At 48.2% G+C, this 18,011-nt stretch carries 11 protein-coding genes; 7 read left to right on the top strand and 4 right to left on the bottom strand.

The window, feature by feature from the left end:
- The first annotated feature begins 3 nt into the window (after nucleotides 1-3).
- The 3 genes from H6629_20645 to rsgA all read left to right on the top strand — a co-directional run bounded on the left by H6629_20645 (nucleotide 4) and on the right by rsgA (nucleotide 5,195).
- A complete protein-coding gene (locus H6629_20645) occupies nucleotides 4-1,779 on the top strand; it encodes a SpoIIE family protein phosphatase (GenBank protein MCB9070192.1) in 1,776 nt (591 codons plus the stop codon).
- 151 nt (nucleotides 1,780-1,930) lie between these two features.
- Nucleotides 1,931-4,024, top strand: a complete 2,094-nt coding sequence (locus H6629_20640) for a thioredoxin domain-containing protein (GenBank protein ID MCB9070191.1) — start codon at nucleotides 1,931-1,933, stop codon at nucleotides 4,022-4,024.
- 103 nt (nucleotides 4,025-4,127) lie between these two features.
- The gene (gene rsgA / locus H6629_20635) at nucleotides 4,128-5,195 is read left to right on the top strand and encodes a ribosome small subunit-dependent GTPase A (GenBank protein MCB9070190.1); all 1,068 of its coding nucleotides are present in this window, start codon (nucleotides 4,128-4,130) and stop codon (nucleotides 5,193-5,195) included.
- Between the two features lie 41 nt (nucleotides 5,196-5,236).
- Here the strand turns inward: rsgA and H6629_20630 are convergent, their stop codons facing one another.
- Complete coding sequence (locus tag H6629_20630; GenBank protein ID MCB9070189.1) at nucleotides 5,237-5,497, bottom strand: DUF2132 domain-containing protein; 261 nt, start codon at nucleotides 5,495-5,497, stop codon at nucleotides 5,237-5,239.
- A gap of 167 nt (nucleotides 5,498-5,664) precedes the next feature.
- Between H6629_20630 and H6629_20625 the strand changes: the two genes are divergently transcribed.
- Complete coding sequence (locus H6629_20625; GenBank protein ID MCB9070188.1) at nucleotides 5,665-6,264, top strand: GNAT family N-acetyltransferase; 600 nt, start codon at nucleotides 5,665-5,667, stop codon at nucleotides 6,262-6,264.
- A 227-nt stretch (nucleotides 6,265-6,491) separates the two neighbouring features.
- Here the strand turns inward: H6629_20625 and H6629_20620 are convergent, their stop codons facing one another.
- The 3 genes from H6629_20620 to H6629_20610 all read right to left on the bottom strand — a co-directional run bounded on the left by H6629_20620 (nucleotide 6,492) and on the right by H6629_20610 (nucleotide 14,163).
- Nucleotides 6,492-10,067 carry a T9SS type A sorting domain-containing protein gene (locus tag H6629_20620; protein MCB9070187.1) on the bottom strand — a complete coding sequence of 1,192 codons (3,576 nt, stop codon included), beginning with the start codon at nucleotides 10,065-10,067 and terminating at the stop codon, nucleotides 6,492-6,494.
- Nucleotides 10,068-10,156: 89 nt separating this feature from the next.
- Nucleotides 10,157-10,600 (bottom strand): hypothetical protein, encoded by a 444-nt coding sequence (locus tag H6629_20615; protein MCB9070186.1) that lies wholly within the window; start codon nucleotides 10,598-10,600, stop codon nucleotides 10,157-10,159.
- Between the two features lie 311 nt (nucleotides 10,601-10,911).
- Nucleotides 10,912-14,163 (bottom strand): T9SS type A sorting domain-containing protein, encoded by a 3,252-nt coding sequence (locus H6629_20610; GenBank protein ID MCB9070185.1) that lies wholly within the window; start codon nucleotides 14,161-14,163, stop codon nucleotides 10,912-10,914.
- A 313-nt stretch (nucleotides 14,164-14,476) separates the two neighbouring features.
- Here H6629_20610 and H6629_20605 point away from each other — a divergent pair, with 313 nt between their 5' ends.
- The 3 genes from H6629_20605 to H6629_20595 all read left to right on the top strand — a co-directional run bounded on the left by H6629_20605 (nucleotide 14,477) and on the right by H6629_20595 (nucleotide 17,946).
- On the top strand, nucleotides 14,477-15,796 hold the full coding sequence (locus tag H6629_20605; GenBank protein ID MCB9070184.1) for a T9SS type A sorting domain-containing protein: 1,320 nt from the start codon (nucleotides 14,477-14,479) through the stop codon (nucleotides 15,794-15,796).
- Nucleotides 15,797-15,880: 84 nt separating this feature from the next.
- Complete coding sequence (locus H6629_20600; protein MCB9070183.1) at nucleotides 15,881-16,435, top strand: GNAT family N-acetyltransferase; 555 nt, start codon at nucleotides 15,881-15,883, stop codon at nucleotides 16,433-16,435.
- Nucleotides 16,436-16,491: 56 nt separating this feature from the next.
- A complete protein-coding gene (locus tag H6629_20595) occupies nucleotides 16,492-17,946 on the top strand; it encodes a peptidase M64 (protein MCB9070182.1) in 1,455 nt (484 codons plus the stop codon).
- Nucleotides 17,947-18,011: the final 65 nt, after the last annotated feature.

Here is an 18,011-nt window from a genome sequence, read left to right as displayed (position 1 = left end):
TAAATGACCCAACTGTTCGACTATCTTTCCGAAAAATATCCCCAACAATCGATCGATGAAGTGAACCGGCGATTGCTGGAGCTTTCCTCACTATTTGAAATCAGCCAACTGATCAACGAATCGCTGGAGCTGCGGCGCGTGCTCAACAATGTGATGCTTATTCCCATGGGCAGAATGATGATTTCGCGCGGCGGCATCATCCTCAAACAGGATGGCCAATACAAAGTTGTGATGGCAAAAGGTATTTCCAAAGCCTTGCAGGAAACTGTTTTTGATCAAAAAGACATTCCCGAAGATTGTTTTACACCCCAACATTTCGAAAAAATGGGCGAGAGATGCCCGCCAAAACTGAAAGCTTTTGTAGAAGAATCGCGGCTGGAATTGGGTGTTCCGTTTGTAAACAACAACCAGTTGCTCGGTTTTATGATGTTTGGCGCAAAGCTCACGAAAAATGAATTCAGCGATGACGAAGTCAATTTTCTCAATTCGCTGGCGAATATGTCTGCCACGACTATCGATAACGCGCTGCAACTGGAAGAAATCAAACAAATCAACCGGCAGCTCGATGAAAAAGTGCAGGAACTCCGCACGCTGTTCGATATCGCACGCGGTCTTTCCGCAACGCTGGACGCCCAAAAAATTCTGCGATTATTGATTTACGCGGTGATGGGGCAAATGCTCATCACCAAATATGCGCTGTTGCTCAAACGCGACGATCATCTGGTTCGGCAGGAATCGCGCGGTTTCAAAAGTGATCTGCTGGAAGGACTTTACCCGGAATTGCTGGCGTTCAAACAACCGGAATCCGCAATTGCTGTTTCTCAAATCAAAAATGAACGACTAAAGCAACTCCTGCAAAAACAAGAAGTTGAAACGCTAATTCCGATGCAGCATCAGGAAAAATTGATCGGCTATTTGCTGCTCGGCAAAAAAATCTCCGGACAAACTTATACCGAAACCGACCGGGAATTCTTATCCACGTTGGTGAGCCAGGCGGTCACATCGCTGGAAAATGCCCGGCTTTTCGAAGAAACGCTGGAAAAACAGCGATTGGAAGAGGAGCTAAATGTTGCCCGGAACATCCAGAAAAAACTGCTGCCGAAGGCCATTCCCGCATTAGACGGCTACGATTTGTACGGCATGAACGCGTCCAGCAAACAGGTTGGCGGCGATTATTTTGACATCATCCCCATCGACGACCGGCGGATTGCGCTGGCAATTGCCGATGTGTCCGGAAAAGGCGTTCCCGCATCACTGCTGATGGCCAATTTGCAGGCTGCACTGCGGGTGCTCGTAAAAGTCGGCTTGCCAATCGAGGAAGTCGTAAGTCGATTAAATAAACTGATTTACGACAACACCGGAATGGATAAATTCATCACCTTTTTTGTCGCGATTCTCGATAAAGCCACAAACAATATTGAATACGTAAACGCCGGACACAACAACCCCATTTTGCTGCGTGCCGACGGAACAATGGAGTTTTTAGACATCGGCGGGCTGATTTTGGGCGTGTTGCCGGTTTACACTTACGAGACCGGAAACATCACATTGCGGAAAGGCGATTTGCTGCTCAGCTACACCGACGGCGTAAACGAAGCGGTGAACGCCGATGGCGAGGAATGGGGCGAAGATCCGCTTTACGAACTCGTTTCATCCGCCCCGAAAAACCAGCCGGTGCAACAGCTCGTCGAAAAAATTCTCACCGCAATCGAATCGTTTGCCGATGGCGAACCGCAGGCAGATGACGTAACGATGCTGGCAATCCGGCGGCTCGGTTAATCCCGAAATTTCTGTCATGCACTCCCACTTTTTTACATCCCGAAAATCTGATTTCCGAAAAAAATCCGTTTGCCATTCGCCATTTTTGCTGATAGTTTTATTTGGGCTGGCAATCAGCTGTCAGGATCAATCCAACAAAACCGGAAACATCATGCAAAATGACGCATACAATCGTTTAATTCACGAAAAAAGCCCCTATTTGCTCCAGCACGCCGAAAATCCGGTGGACTGGTATCCGTGGGGCGAAGAAGCATTTGCTGCCGCAAAAGCGCAGGACAAACCCATTTTTTTATCGATCGGCTATTCCACCTGCCACTGGTGCCACGTAATGGCACATGAATCGTTCGAAGATTCCAGCGTTGCGGCGCTCATGAACGATGCGTTTATCAACATCAAAGTTGATCGCGAGGAACGCCCGGACATCGACAATATTTACATGACCGTTTGCCAAATGATGACCCAAAGCGGCGGCTGGCCGCTCACGATCATCATGACGCCGGATAAACGCCCGTTTTATGCGGCAACCTACATTCCCAAAAACCGGCGGTTTAATCGCCCGGGAATGATGGAATTGATTCCCATCATCAAAGAAGCATGGCAAAATGACCGCGATAAAATCATGACATCTGCGGAGCAAATTACCGCCGCGCTGAACCGCGTTTCCGGCAACACGCCGGGCGGCGTGCTGGAAGATACATTGCTGAATACCGGCTTCGCCCAACTCGCTCAAAATTATGATAAAAATTATGGCGGCTTTAGCGAGAAACCCAAATTTCCGACACCGCATAACCTGTTGTTTTTATTGCGTTACCATCAACGAACCGGCGATAAAATTTCGTTGCAAATGGTTGAGCACACGTTGCAGCAAATGCGCCTCGGTGGCATTTTTGATCACGTCGGTTTCGGGTTTCACCGATACGCAACGGATGAATATTGGCTCCTCCCCCACTTCGAAAAAATGCTCTACGATCAGGCGATGTTGACCATCGCGTTCGCCGAAGCTTACCAAATTACCGGCAATTCCTTTTACGAAAAAACCGCCCGGGAAATTATCACGTATGTGTTGCGGGATATGACCGACGCAAAAGGCGGATTTTACAGCGCCGAAGACGCGGACAGCGAAGGCGAAGAAGGCAAATTTTACGTCTGGACGGCGCAGGAAATTGCGGAAATTTTGGGCAAAACTGACGCGGAATTGTTCAATCGCGTTTATGGGATTGAGCCAGAGGGCAATTTTATGGAAGAAGCCACCGGGCACCGCACCGGCGCGAATATTCCGCATCTGCGCCAACCGTTGGAAAAACTTGCAGCGGGGCTGAACACAACCGCCGATTCGCTGGCGGCAAATTTGGAAAACATGCGCCAAAAGCTGTTCGCGGAACGCGAAAAACGGGTGCATCCACTGAAAGACGATAAAATCCTCACCGACTGGAACGGGCTGATGATTGCGGCGCTCAGCCGCGCGGCGCAGGCGTTCGATGCCCCTGAATTCGCGGCTGCCGCAACAAATGCTGCCGATTTTATGCTGGAAAACATGCGCCAGAAAAATGGCAAATTCTTCCATCGCTATCGCAACGGCGATGCCGCAATCAACGGCTATCTGGATGACTACGCATTTGCGATTTGGGGATTTACCGAACTGTACCAAACGACATTTGACACCCGCTATCTGCAGGCTGCAATTGAATTTACGGATATTTTGGAAAGTGATTTCTGGGATAACGAAAACGGCGGATATTTTTTCACCGCAGACGCTGCAGAGCAGTTGCTGGTTCGCAAAAAAGAAATTTACGATGGCGCCGTTCCTTCCGGAAACTCAGTAATGATGCTCAATTTGCAACGCCTCGCACGCCTCACCGGACGAACGGAGTTTGAAAATCATGCCGAGAAAATCGGGCGGGCATTTTCGGATATGATCCGGCAATCGCCCATCGCCTACACCATGTTGCTTTGCGGACTCGATTTCGGCACGCGCCAAACCAGCGAAATTGTGGTTGTCGGCGACCGCGAAAATGCAGATACCCAAACCATGATTCGCGAACTGCACCGCCGGTTTTTGCCGAATGCGGTGGTGCTGCATCGTCCCGCGAATGAAAGAAATCCCGAAATTACCAAAATTGCGCCGTTTACCGCCGAATTATCCGCTATCGAAAATAAAGCGACGGCGTATGTTTGTCGCAATTTCGCCTGCGAATTACCAACAACGGATGTTGAAAAAATGGTGTCGTTGATTGAGAAACAATAATCATGTATTTGAAACGCACATTCGTTCCCGATTATTTTAATGGATCAAATCTTACAGGATTCAAACACTTGTTGATGCACCTAAATCCAGAGAAAACAACGCTATGGCACTGGAAAAATTAGGCATTGAGCGCATTCAGACAGATCAAATAGATCCGCAAAAACTGGCGGATTATCCGTTGGCGCGAGTGGTTGCCGTCAATCGGGATAATTATTTGATCCACAACGGCAAAGCCGTTTTAACCGCGGAAATTACCGGAAAAATGCTATTAACCGCGTCGAGCCCGCTCGATTATCCGGCAGTTGGCGATTGGGTGCACGTTCAATATTTTGATGACGATACGTTCGCGATTATCCACGAAATTTTTCCGCGAAATTCTGTTTTAAAACGCAAAACACCGGGCAAAAAAATCGATTTTCAGGTGATTTGCGCCAACGTGGACACCGCATTTATCGTTCAATCGCTCGACCGGGATTTTAATTTGCGGCGATTGGAGCGCTATTTGGTGATGATTTACGAAGCCGGCATCCAGCCGGCAGTTTTGCTGAGCAAAAGCGATTTGCTTTCGCCGGAGGAACTGCAGGAAAAGTGTAACGCAATCGAGGAAATTTCGCCCGAAACTGAGATATTTCCGTTCAGCAACGTCAGCGGTGTCGGTGTTCCGGCAGTTACCGATCGATTAAAAGCGGCGCATACCTACTGCCTGATCGGTTCGTCGGGCGTTGGCAAAACCACGCTGCTCAACGTTTTATTGAAAGACGAACGGTTCGAAACCGGCGAAGTTCGCGAAAAAGATCAACGCGGAAAACACACCACCACCCGCCGGCAATTGATTATTTTGGATAATGGAGCATTGCTGATCGATACACCTGGCATGCGAGAATTGGGAAATATTGGTGTGGAATCGGGGATTTCGGAAACATTTTCGGAGATTGCGGAGATCGCAGAAAATTGCCGTTTCAACGATTGCACACATTCCGGCGAAAAAGGTTGTGCGGTTTTGGAGGCACTCGAATCCGGTGAAATCAGTAACGAACGATACGAAAGTTACATGAAAATCCAACGGGAATCGGCGTATAACGAACGGACATATCTGGAAAAACGGCAGCGGGATAAAGAACTTGGCAAGCTTTACAAATCCATCATGAAAGGTAAACCAAACAAGCGATGACCGCAAGCTACCTTATTTCAAAATATAAACAAAATAATAAATCAAGATTCATCGCCCGAAAGATACGATTCCGATGCTTTTAGCCAGCGGAATAAATCTTCTACTTTTTTTCTGGCCCAGGGTGTTTTGCGCAAAAATTTCAGGCTGGATTTAATACTCGGATCGTAATTAAAACAGCGAATGTTGATAATTTTCCCCAATTCTTCCCATCCGTAATGGTCAACCAACTGGTTCAACATCATCTCAAGGGTTACTCCGTGAAGCGGGTTGCCGGCTTGCGGATTCTCTTTCTTTTCAGTCATCAGAAAACAATATTTTTTGTTCACATTTGGATTTCGGCAAAATCCATTGACCTGCCGGAAATCTGTTCTTTAATTGAGTAGTTACAAAATTAATCGCCACAAATCGGTTGAGCAATATATATTCCATAAAGGAAAGTAACCAGACATTAAATTTTGACGAGCAGCATATGAATATTTATAAATCTTTTTTGGAAACGCAACGGTTGCGCTTGCGACCGTTTGAAATGAACGATGCTGAGCGCGTTGCAGAGTTGGCAAACGACTACTCAATTTACGAAATGACGCTCCGTTTACCGCATCCGTACACCCGGCATGATGCGGAACAGTGGATTGCCATGCATCCGCAACTGCGCGAATCCGGCACGGAAACACCATTTGCAATTATTTTGAAACAGGTGAATGCGCTGGTTGGCTCGATCAGTTTGAAAGATTTTGATCCACACAACAAATCTGCGGAAATCGGATATTGGATTGGCAGAACGTGGTGGAACAAAGGTATTGTTACAGAAGCAGCGCAACGACTTTTGAAATATGGTTTTGAGGAACTCGGACTGAACCGGATTCACGGCAATTTTATTCCCAAAAATGTGGCATCTCAAAAAGTGATGGAAAAAATCGGGATGAGTCGGGAAGGGTTGTTGCGCCAAAAGGTGTTAAAAGACGGCGTTTTTGAGGACATCATTATATATTCGATTTTGGCAGAGGAATTTTTCAAGATGAAAAAAGCCGGAAATCTGAAACCAAAAAAGCCCTGCAAATGTTGCTGATTTGCAGGGCTTTTTCGTTAAAATCTTATGAGATTATTTGGGTAGCGTTCGATTTTTTTATTTGCTATCAGGTCATCTGTCCATTATATGACCGGCTTTGCTGAATTCGTTGTCCGCAGCATTTGTCATTCCCGCAATTTTTTAGCAGGAATCGATTCCGGTGGTCCGGATGCCCGATAAAGACAATCGGGCATGACCGATGGTAAATCTCTTCTTTCAAATAACCGTCATTTAACCAGCATCATCTTCCGCTGATGGGTAAATTCACCGGATTGGATTTTGTAAATATACATGCCGCTGGCAACGGCCGCACCGTTGCTATTCAACCCATCCCACACAATTTCGTAACGACCGGCGTTTTGGCGTTCGTTTACCAACGTCCGGACTTCTTGCCCGAGTGTGTTGTAAATTTTCAACACGACATCGTTGTTTTGAGGTAATTGGTAGCTGATGGTTGTGCTCGGGTTAAACGGATTGGGATAATTTTGCGCCAACGTAAACGCCTGCGGCAACGCACCGTCTTCGGCGATGCCCACAACGTTCTGGATATTCAAATTATCAATCGCCCATCCCCAACCAACGGCTGCGGCATCGGCAAACAGGCGAAAGCGAATGAGGATTTCTTCGCCGGGTGAAAACGTATCCAATATATCGATCACCCGGTTTTTATATAGCGTGGAATCGATCGATCCGGTGTTATTGTATGCGGATAACCATTCGGGATATTCTCGTGCATCGTATCCGTCGAGCAAATATTCCCAGGTTAAACCGCGATCGGCGGAGCCTTCCACAATTACGTAATCCCAAAAATCGTTATCGCCGAAAACGGAACCGGGTTCGCCCGGTTCAATAATGGCAATCTCGTCGAAGCTGATCAGCGCATTGGTGTTCGCGACGATAATCGGTACCGTCAGCATATAGGTCAGCTCTACGCCGTTAGAATAGTTGTGCGCCGTATGAATGGCGCGATTGTTGAATCCGGCAGGAAGTCGAAGAAAAAAGCCGTTGCCGATAAAATCGCTGGTTGGGCTGTTAAAATTGTTCGAATATGATGCCTGCGGCGGTGATAGCGAAATCAACTGAACGGTAGTGGATGAAGATTTGAACAATTCGCCATCTTTAAACGAAGCCAGCGAAACATCCACCGAACCGGATGTTTGCGGAATTACGTCAAATGTTGTGTCAAACGGCGCAACATTTGCGCCCAATGTAAACTCGACCTGTCCGGCAACGACAACCTGTGTAGAATCAAATTCGGAAAGCAATTGCACATTCAAATTGATAACGCCACCCACTCCGTTGGCGGAAAGCAGCCGTGGCGAAAGCGTTGCCGGCGGCGGTGTGTAACCGGCCAACTCCGGCGGGGATACCGACCAAATGCCACGACCGTGGGTCGCAACCACAATTTGGTCATCAACAATCAGCATTTCATAAATGCCAACTGCCGGAAATCCGTTATTTGCGTATGCCCAACTGGCGCCGCCATCGGTGGTTTCAAAAATGCCGATTTCGGTGCCGGCCCAAATAATATCTGTGTTATAGGGCATCACCAACAGGCTGTAAACCGCAACATCCGGGAAACCGGCGCTGCTGGTGCTGTTTGTGCCAAAGCCGGAGATATCTTCCCAGGTTTGCCCGAGATCGGTAGTTTTGAGAATTTTGGGTGCCTCAGCAAACGAGAACAGGGCAAACGCTGTATTTGGGTCGGTCGGGTGTGTTTCCAATCCGGAGATGCGCCCCATCGGCACCTGACTGTACACATTTGTCGCGCTGAACGAAAGTCCGCCATCTGTTGAAACGAACAGTGGATTGCTGCTGCTCAAATCGCGTCCCGCCCAAACAACTTGCGGTTTAATCAACGATATTTTGATATGTGTGAACGAGCTGTTGCCGATCCAGCCGGATGGCATCGGGGTCATTGTCCAGCTATTTGCAAAATTTTCAGTGCGAAAAACACCGGATGAACTGACCGCAAACACCAGATCCGGGTCTTGTTTGGATTTGGCAAGTTTGGTGAAAAACGGCCCGTTACCGCTAACACCACCGGAAACCGATTGCCAGCTTTGTCCACCGTTTAACGAGCGATAAATGCTGTTGAACTGCGATGTTTCGAGAATTTTGTTGGCATCGCCATAATGCCAAACCGCCTGAAATCCGTCGCCGCTGGGCGCGGCAATCCAGGTTGACGTTTCGTTGGGGTTTTCCGGCGACACCCAGCTGCCGTTATCCTGCGTACCACCTACATAGCGATCGATGCCCGGCGCTTTATCGACGCCATAAAACTGGCTGGTTTGGAAAGAGGTAAGCCCTCCGCCGGAAAAATCGCCAAAACCGGTTTGTTTGAAGGTGGTGCCTTTATCTTCTGATACCGAAACGCCGCCGTCGTTGGCGTTCAACAATAAATAATCTCCGGCACTAAAGGTAGATTTTGTCAACACAATGTTGTGTTGATCCGGGTGCACGCCTTTCGAGTTACCGCCAAATTGACCGTAAACATCTGTAATATATTGAGTTGTGCTCCGCCAGTTGCCGCTCTGGTTCACCACATTGATGCGCCAGATATTAATGCCGCCAACAAAAACTTCGTTTTCGTCATACGGATTTACGGCGATGGTGTTATCATACCAACCCTGTCCGCCTAACCAATTGAAACCGCCGCCGCTCAGTTCCGATGCGGCAGACCACGATGCAGCACCGTTATCCGATACATACAAAATGGACCCCGTTGACCCGCCAACCGCTGAAATGTAAAGCCGGTTTGTATCCGTCGGGGCGATGGCAATTTCCTGACGACCGACGCTGCCGATTCCGGTGGATGCGTTCGCCCAGGACAATCCGCCATCGGTAGATTTGATGACGCCGTTGCCGTTCAGCGTGGCGTATTGGGTGTTGAAATTTTCGGGATTAGCAATCAAATGTTCGATCCGGATGCCTGTGGTATAATATTTGGTCCAGGTCTGTCCGCCATCTTCGCTGCGATAAATGCCTGCCGTTTGGCTCGACGATGCGTAAAATCCCGGTGCAACGGCGGCAACAACCACATTTTCATCCGCCGGATCGACGATTATTCGCATTACATTTTCGAACTCGGGATTGTTTGCCGTGCTGGTCAACTGCAACCAAGTTGCGCCTTTGTCGGTCGATTTCCACAATCCGCTACCGTCAAGCTGATCCACATTTCCAAATCCTTCGCCGGTACCCATGTAAATAACGTTGGTATTGGATGCCGCCATCGCCAAAGTGCTGGTGGCCAAATTCGGTAAATCTGCTGTCAGGTTTTCCCAGCTTTGTCCACCGTCCGCAGTTTTCCAAACGCCGCCACCGACAGATCCGGCATACCAGGTATTATGTGATGGATCGTCCGGATCTACAATCAGACCGCGCACGCGTCCGGTCACATTTCCCGGCCCGCGCTCAATCCAGTCCAGTGAATCCGCACTCGCTTTGGCCGTCGTTAACTCCATAGTAGACTGCATGTTACGCGCTTTTAACAATTCTTTAAATTTATAATTCATCGGGTAACCTGGACGGGTTTCGCCATCGCGGGTGCGGATGCCGTTATGCCATTCGGCATATAAATTCGGGCTATCCTTTTTTTCGATGCCCTTCACTTTCTTTTTCTTTTCAGAAAACAACGCGGCTTTTTTTTGTGCAATCGCCGTTTGTTCGTCCGCACTTTCCGCGATCGATTGATCAGCATCTGAAAACAGGCGTGCTTCCGGCAAAAAAGACCCGTTAATCAGAAAAATGAGTGTCAGGCAAAATGCCAAAACCACAGATCCAATCTGTAATATTTTTTTCATCAATTTTTACTCCTGTAAAAAATACGAAATGATTAAATATTTATTTTACAAAGACTTACAATCAAATAGAAAATGCTTAAGATACACTTTTATCCCGCCGGAGCGATTCTTTTCTGCTGAACCACATCAAAAATATAGCTGCCCGGCGCTGCGGTTTCGCTCTCATCCCCTTTTACAATGCCGGGTTGCGAATAGATTTGCACCTGCGTTGCATTTAGCCAAGCAACCGAGCCGTTGATTACCGAATCTTCAAACAACACTTTGTCATTGGCGATGTCAAATATGAAAAATCGGGTAATTTTTAGCTGCACCGATTTTGTTACGCTCGTACAAATCACATATGTACTGTCGTCATTCAGGCTGTATCGCACATTATTTTGATATTTATCGGCAGCAATCATTTTGTATTTTTCCACTGATTGTGTTGCTGGTGCGGGTTGATCGGGGGAGTTTTCGGGAGCATCGGAGCGGGTGGTTTTATTACAGGAAAGCAAGCTCACAATCACAAAAAACAAAATAAGATGTTTTAACATGGCATCAAAATTTTACAGTGAAAGATAATTTCAGGGATTTGGACCCGGATTTACATTTTGTATGGCATCAGCTGTGCAGCCAAATTAGCTGTTGAAGACGGGTTAATAAAATAAAATAATGCGGGCTTTACAATAATAATCCCTCTTTTTTGAGATTATTTTGCTTAATGAAATCACACGATTGCCTCTAAATCTATTGACGATATGCACTATTCATTTGTAGCTGCATGACCTTTTTATTTTTTCCGAAGCAACACAAAACAGCGCTGAACGGTTGAACAGCGCTGTTTTGATAGAATAAATTGCTCGCCTTACTTCATTAAAATCATTTGTTTATGAGCTACAAATTCTCCGGCGGAAACGCGGTAAAAATAAATACCGCTGGCAACAAAATTGCCCGATTGGTTTTTGCCATCCCAACGAACCTGATGGTAGCCCGGCTGTAATTTGGCATCCATCACCGTTGCGATTTTTTGCCCGATGGCGTTGTAAATTTCCACCCGGACGTCCGATTGCTCCGGCAGCGCAAAACGGATTTCAGTGGCCGGGTTGAACGGGTTCGGGTAGTTTTGCTCAACCGCAAATTGCAGCGGAATACCGGTTTCCAACCCGCTTTTGCGGATGGACAATCGCTTCACGGCAGGATTTGTCAGTTGCAAAATATCGCCATCGCGGAGCGTGTGGGTGGCAATTATCGCAGTGCCCGCCATCTCTGAAATTTCAAAACTTGCGCTGCCCAAATTGGTCATTTGCAACCGCAACGGATATCGCTCAGCTTGCAAAACGATGGTTTGCTCACTGCTTTCGCTGAGATACGAATCATCTGCAAAACGGGCATCGAGCAGCGGTTTCGGAGCAACCGGCGGCAGTGTAAATCTTGTTTTTTCAACAGCTTCCGGCAAACGGGCATCAATGTACAGTGTTTGGAAAATATTGTTTTCACCGGAAATGATGATTGCCGGAATTGCGCTCAAATCCGGTTTTTGGAGCGCCGCTATTTTGGCGACCGGTGCGGTGCACGAGATCGTCACTGCGCCGGAATCGCTGGCGCGAACCCAATATCCGAGTCCCGGTTTCAACGTATCCGATTGTGAATAGCTGCCATCGAAGCTGTAAAATGTGCCGGGAATAATTACCGAATCCTGATCGAAAATTTGGGCGGTTGCCACTTCGCAGGAAGGACCGGAAATCATGTTCCAACCAGCATCCAGAATTACGGTGAACGCATCCAGCGGCGTGCCGCTCAATGCCACTGTTTCGGTGGAATCGAATCGCAGCCAATAGCCTTTGCTACGGGCGAGATGCGTTTCCGAAACATACGCGCCGTTGAAGCTGAAAAGGGTGCCGCTCACATGACTCGGGAACATCGTAACAACAGCAGAATCAGCCATTTGCGCCGGACTGGCAATCATGTTCCAGCCTTCGTTCAACACCATGTTTTGGGTGATTTCCGAGGTTTGCCCGAAAAATGCGAGATAGGTTGCCATCAGCTCATTTTTGGTTGCGGGCGATGCGCCATCGACCAAATCCATAAACTGGAACGAAACGCCGACGGTGTTCCCACGGGTTTCGCCGGGTTGTGCGGCATTGGCAACGCCGCAATTGAACGCCGGGCTGGTGTTGCTGTGAATGATTGCGCCGGTTCCGATCGCAGCGATGTGATCGGGATAGCTGTCGCTGCCGATATTGTATGCAAAATCCTGTCCGGCAGTAATTCCGGCACCGGCAATTGTGGTTAACTCGCCGTTGCTATTGCCATCGGAAAGCCCGTTGATGCCAAATGTGGTTCCGAAATTGTGACCGCCGTTACCCGGATCCCAAAACCAGGCATCACCGCCTTCCATGTAAACATGTCCGCCGCTGGCGATAAAATCTTCGATGGTTGCGGCTTCCGCGCTACCTGCTGTGATCACATAATTACTGCTAAAATGACCGAGCACCACAAAAAGATAATCCACGTTGCTCAAATCCGCGGGCAGCTCCGCAACGGTCAAACTGACGATACCGTTGGCACTCAACGCATCGGAAATTGCCGCAACGTTTTCGGCGTTTTTTGATAATTGGGCAACGGCATCTGAAAAGTTGATTTCGCCCCGGGGGTCATTTTTGGCGCGATCGACAATTTGTTGGGCGCTCGCCAACAATGTGGGATTCCAGATCAGCGCATCGATGCCGCCGGCAACCGCGCTAACGCTCACTTCCTGGCTGGTGCTGTCATTTGCGATGAGCCTGGTCAACAATGTGTAAGTATATGTTTGTCCTGTGGTTAAGCCTTCATCTGTGAACGTTTCAATAGTTCCGTTTATGGAATTCAACAGCGAACCTTCACGCAAAATATCGATCACAAAATCTGTCGGTAAAATCGGTGTTCCGTCCACCAAAGCCGAGGGCGCTGTCCAATCGATCTGTATCGATGTGGGCGTTGTTGCATCGCTGAAAGCCGTGATATTTGTTGGCGGTAGTGGATCTTCCGGATCGGCGATGTTAATCGCTTCCCACAAATCCGGGTGAAAAAAGCTGGTTCCGGCGTTGCTGGATGTGGCACCGGTGCTGCAGCCGCCGTGGGTGTGGATGCCCAACGCTCTTCCGGTTGCTTCGTCGATAACCGGACTGCCGGAGTTGCCGCCCTGCGTATCGGTATGGTAGCGCATGGTTGTGCCGCTGGAACCCATATTCGGTCCGACGTGGGTTTGTTCGGTTTGGTTGGTTTCGTCGCGCGGACCATTGCCGTGTCCGGGTGCGGGACCGTCCACACCATAGCCGGTAATGCGAATTTCTGCCGGCGAATAATCCTGCACAAATTCGAACGATTCGCCCTGCGCCTGAATGGGTTGTTCGCCGGTTTCCGAATTGTTTTGCACTTCAAATTTTCCCCAGTCGTTACCGACGCCGCCATTTACAAAAACGCGGCTGGACTGGATGATGGTATATTGAAATTCCGGTGCGGGATGCTGGACAGTGCCGTCCGGCAGCGACATCGGCACGTTAAATTCCAGCACTTGCGCAGTTGTTGCATCGAGGCAGTGCCCGGCAGTGAGTTGCAATCCGTTGGAAATAATCCAGCCGGTGCAGCCGATCGGCACAATTCTCCCGGCTTTGGGATCTTCGGAGGGAATCCGGTCGTCATCAGCGCCGCAAATGCTCATCGGCAGCGGCACATTGCCAACCCATTCCCCAACCATCACATCCTTTACCGAAAACCGGATGTCGATATCGCCGGGTGCGGCAAATAATTCAATGCGAATCCGGTCGCCGTTGAAAAATGCGCTGGCATTTTCCCATTCCGCAATTGTCCGGGCAGTTAACGCCTGGCGGGCACCGTCTGCCAACCCGGTGAGTTGCAAATAGCTGTTTTCACCGAGCGCCACATTTTCAAAAAACACCCGAAGCCACGGTGTTTTGGGCACATACACATCGTCCGAGAAAACCAGAACCGGTTTTTCCGCGGTCATCGGTGCGCTTTTCAATCCGGATTCCATTTCGTATGTAGCCATAAAAAACGGCGTTTCCGCTTGTTGGGCAATCATAGTTCCCGCGATCAACAGCGAAAAAACTATTGCCATCCATAACAACTTCCGGAAGGGTCGCATTGAATTCATGAACGTCTCCTAATCAATTAATATTATTGAATTTAAAAACACAGATTTTCTATTCTGGCATCTGCCGTGACGACAAAAGGGCGCATCGGTTTCGATTGTGTAATCGGAAATTTATGTGAACATTTGAACCTTCAAATGATAATAAACCAAAGAGATGATTCCAAAAAATTTATGCGCCCAAGCCCGAAAGTTTTGGGGAGTAAAAGATTGGCATTTGGTTTCCCCAATCATTAAATTCTGACCGGTAAACCAATTTGAACATGAAAAAGGTAGGTTCATGCATCCATTGCCCCAATTTCTGCGCATGCTTTTTGCGCTCTGCATTATCGTTTCCCCCGCGTTTGTTTCGGCAAATTGGACAAAACTAACGTCGCCAACATCAGAGGATCTCAACAAAATCATATTTGTAGATGATCAGCACGGCTGGATTGTCGGCGAAGGCGGCACCATTTTGCGCACAACAAATGGCGGCGACAGTTGGGAATTGTTGAATAGCGGAATCGGTTTTAATATTGTGGGCATCTCATTTATCGATTCTCTGACCGGCTGGGTGATCGGCTGGAAAAACGATGCACCGCCCATCGGAACGCTGTTGTTGAGCACCACAAACGGCGGGGACACCTGGAGCCAGCAATTGTTTCCGCAGGAAAACCAGATTTTATTCGATATCCACTTTTTTGACGCCCTTCATGGCTGGGTTTCCGGCAGAAACGGCATTATTGCCAGCACAACAGACAGCGGCGTAAAATGGAATTATTCACGGCTGGACCCCTCAATGTTCCAGTTTTTCCCGGTGCGATGTTTAACATTTTACAGCACGAAATATGCTTTCGCCAGCGGCGGGCTTATCGATAACGCCGGGATGATCTGGCGATCGCAGGATTACGGGCAAAATTGGGACGTTACGCCCATCGGTCCGGAGCCGCTTTACGATATCCACATTCTCGATTCGCTGAACATACTTGCCGTTGGCGGCGACTTTGAGTACGGCGCTAGCGTCGCCCGCAGCACCGATGGCGGCGATAGTTGGGAATACATCACTTTGGCGGGAATCAATGCGCGCGGAACGGCCACAGCCGTCGATTTCCGAACAGATGCCGAAGCCTGGGCAGCGGTCGGCACATCGGAAAAATACATTATTTCGCCGGATAGCGGTATCACATGGCAAAGTTTTGACACACCGGACAGTACCAATTTATTCGACATCGTTTTTATGGATTCGCTAAAAGCGTTTGCCGTGGGAATTGGCGGCGTCATTTACCGATACGATCATCCGGTTGTCGGCATCTCCGGAAATCCCGTAAATGCGCCGGTAAAATTCCGGCTGGCGCAAAATTATCCCAATCCCTTCAACCCGCAAACTACCATATTTTTTGAATTGGAAACATCTGCCCATATCCGGCTAACGATTTTTGATGCCGCCGGAAGGCAAGTTCGCACGCTGATCGATGCACCGCAGAATCCCGGTGAACACCGCGTTTTTTTCGATGGCAGTCATTTAGCGAGCGGGGTATATTTTTATCAACTCAGCGCCATTTCTCCCACATCGCAACAAGCTTCATTCAGCCAAACGCGCAAAATGCTGTTGCTGAAATAGCGTTTTGCACAATAAATTTGATGCGTTTTCAACAAACACTCAAACCAAATATCTGCCAATAACGGCAGCCTGAAACCAAATGAAATGATACACAATAATTGTGAACTATTCCCCATTTTGAAAACCGACCGGTTAACCCTGCGAAAACCGGCGACCGGCGACAGCGCAGCAATTTTTGCGTTGCGCGCCGACCCATCCGTAAACCAATATCTTGACAGACAGCCGTGCCTTTCTATTGAAAATGCCACAAGTTTTATTTTGAACATCAACAAAAGCATTGAAAATAGCGACGCTTTTTATTGGGCAATCATGTCAAATCTCACCGGGAAATTGATTGGCACCATCTGTTTGTTTAATTTTTCGATGGATAAATTCACTGCCGAAATCGGATATGAGCTGCTGCCGGATTTTCACGGTAAAGGGCTGATGCGGGAAGCCGTTTCGATCGTCATCGAATTTGGATTTCGACAGTTGCGCCTCACATCCATTTTGGCGATAGTCCATTTTGAAAATCACCGTTCAATAAAATTGTTGGAAACATTCAATTTCTCAAAACTGCCAAACGCCAAAGAAATGGATGAACATCTCATCCGGTTTGAGCTGGCGGATAGCAAGCCAAAAATCACCGTCAAAAGATAGTTGCAACTTCGAAAATCTATCACCCGTTATTGGAGGAACCTATGCAAACCTGTAAAATGCTGTGCGCGACACTGTTGTTTTTTGCGATTTCGGCAAACGCCAATCCCAAATTTGAGCAATATTTCATCGACAAAACGATGCGGGTGGATTATTTCCACATCGGCGATGCCGCCAGCGAATTTGTCACGCTGGATCATGTGTATCAATACGGCGTTTGGGCGGGCAGCCGCAACCAGTTGATCGATCATTTCGATAACGGTCAATATTATCTGAAAATTTACGACGCAGGCGGCGGCGAACTGATTTATTCCAAAGGTTTCAACACCTATTTTTATGAATACGCCACCAGCGAAGATGCAGCGAACGGCATCAAACGCAGCTATCACGAATCGGCGCTGCTGCCGTATCCGAAAGCGCCGATTCGGATGAGCATCGAAAAGCGCGATAAATACAATAAAATGTCAGAAATTTACAGCGTAACCATCGATCCGGCAGCGGTTTCCGTGATTCGCGAAGAGCCGAAAGACCCGGATATTTTGGTAATCCAAAGTCAAAACGGGGGCGTTCCGCACCAAAAAGTGGATATCGCGTTCATCGGCGAAGGTTACACAAAAGATGAAACCGCGAAATTCAAAAAAGATTTACAACGGTTTACCGATTATTTTTTCAGCAAAGAACCGTATAAATCCAATCGCGCTAACTTCAATATATACGGTGTGTTAAAACCCTCGCTGGACAGCGGTGTGGACGAACCGCGCCACAATTCATTTAAAAATACGGCGCTGAACGCAACCTTCAACTCACTCGGTTCCGAACGATATTTGCTCACCGAAGACAACAAAACGTTGCGCGACATTGCCGCACATGTGCCGTACGACGCGCTGTATATTATGGTCAACCATTATCGTTACGGTGGTGGCGGGATTTACAATTGGTATTGCTCATTTACCGCGGATAACCAGTGGAGCACTTATTTATTTGTCCACGAATTCGGGCATTCGCTGCTCGGTTTGGCGGATGAATATTACACATCATCCGTTGCCTACAACGAATTTTATCCCGAAGGCGTGGAGCCGGCGGAGCCGAATGTCACCAAAGAAACCGATCCCGCCAAAATAAAATGGCGCGACAAACTGACGCCGGGCATCGAAATGCCCACACCGTGGGAAAAAGCAGATTTTGATTCGATGGATTTGGCGTGGCAACAACAACGGCGGGAATTGAACAATCGCGTGGCAGAACTAAAGCGCAATAATGCACCGGCTGCGGAAGTGAAATCTGCGGAAGAATTATACAATCGCCTCGATCGCGAGCACAGCGAGAAAATGCACCGCTATTTGCAAAACAGCAAATTTGCCGGAAAAGTTGGTGCGTTCGAAGGCGCGGGCTATGCCTCAAAAGGCATGTATCGCCCGGAAATCGATTGCATCATGTTTACCAAAAGTGCGGAAACATTTTGTGTCGTTTGCGAAGCTGCCATTCAGGAAATTATCGATTATTACAGCAAATAACCAATTTGCAAACAACGGGCAGGGTAAACAGTTAAGCCTTTTATCCTGCCCGATTTTTTTTATCA

It is taken from the genome of Calditrichia bacterium, assembly GCA_020634975.1.
In the GTDB taxonomy this organism is placed as follows: Bacteria; Calditrichota; Calditrichia; order RBG-13-44-9; family J075; genus JACKAQ01.
This window is presented reverse-complemented; position numbering and strand designations above follow the sequence as displayed.

Excerpts from the sequence above, each read along its gene's own strand:
- H6629_20605 (MCB9070184.1), top strand. The coding sequence starts at position 14,477 with ATGCATCCATTGCCCCAATTTCTGCGCATGCTTTTTGCGCTCTGCATT.
- H6629_20620 (MCB9070187.1), bottom strand. The coding sequence starts at position 10,067 with ATGAAAAAAATATTACAGATTGGATCTGTGGTTTTGGCATTTTGCCTG.
- H6629_20645 (MCB9070192.1), top strand. The coding sequence starts at position 4 with ATGACCCAACTGTTCGACTATCTTTCCGAAAAATATCCCCAACAATCG.
- H6629_20625 (MCB9070188.1), top strand. The coding sequence starts at position 5,665 with ATGAATATTTATAAATCTTTTTTGGAAACGCAACGGTTGCGCTTGCGA.
- H6629_20610 (MCB9070185.1), bottom strand. The coding sequence starts at position 14,163 with ATGGCAATAGTTTTTTCGCTGTTGATCGCGGGAACTATGATTGCCCAA.
- H6629_20600 (MCB9070183.1), top strand. The coding sequence starts at position 15,881 with ATGATACACAATAATTGTGAACTATTCCCCATTTTGAAAACCGACCGG.
- rsgA (MCB9070190.1), top strand. The coding sequence starts at position 4,128 with ATGGCACTGGAAAAATTAGGCATTGAGCGCATTCAGACAGATCAAATA.
- H6629_20615 (MCB9070186.1), bottom strand. The coding sequence starts at position 10,600 with ATGTTAAAACATCTTATTTTGTTTTTTGTGATTGTGAGCTTGCTTTCC.
- H6629_20595 (MCB9070182.1), top strand. The coding sequence starts at position 16,492 with ATGCTGTGCGCGACACTGTTGTTTTTTGCGATTTCGGCAAACGCCAAT.
- H6629_20640 (MCB9070191.1), top strand. The coding sequence starts at position 1,931 with ATGCAAAATGACGCATACAATCGTTTAATTCACGAAAAAAGCCCCTAT.
- H6629_20630 (MCB9070189.1), bottom strand. The coding sequence starts at position 5,497 with ATGACTGAAAAGAAAGAGAATCCGCAAGCCGGCAACCCGCTTCACGGA.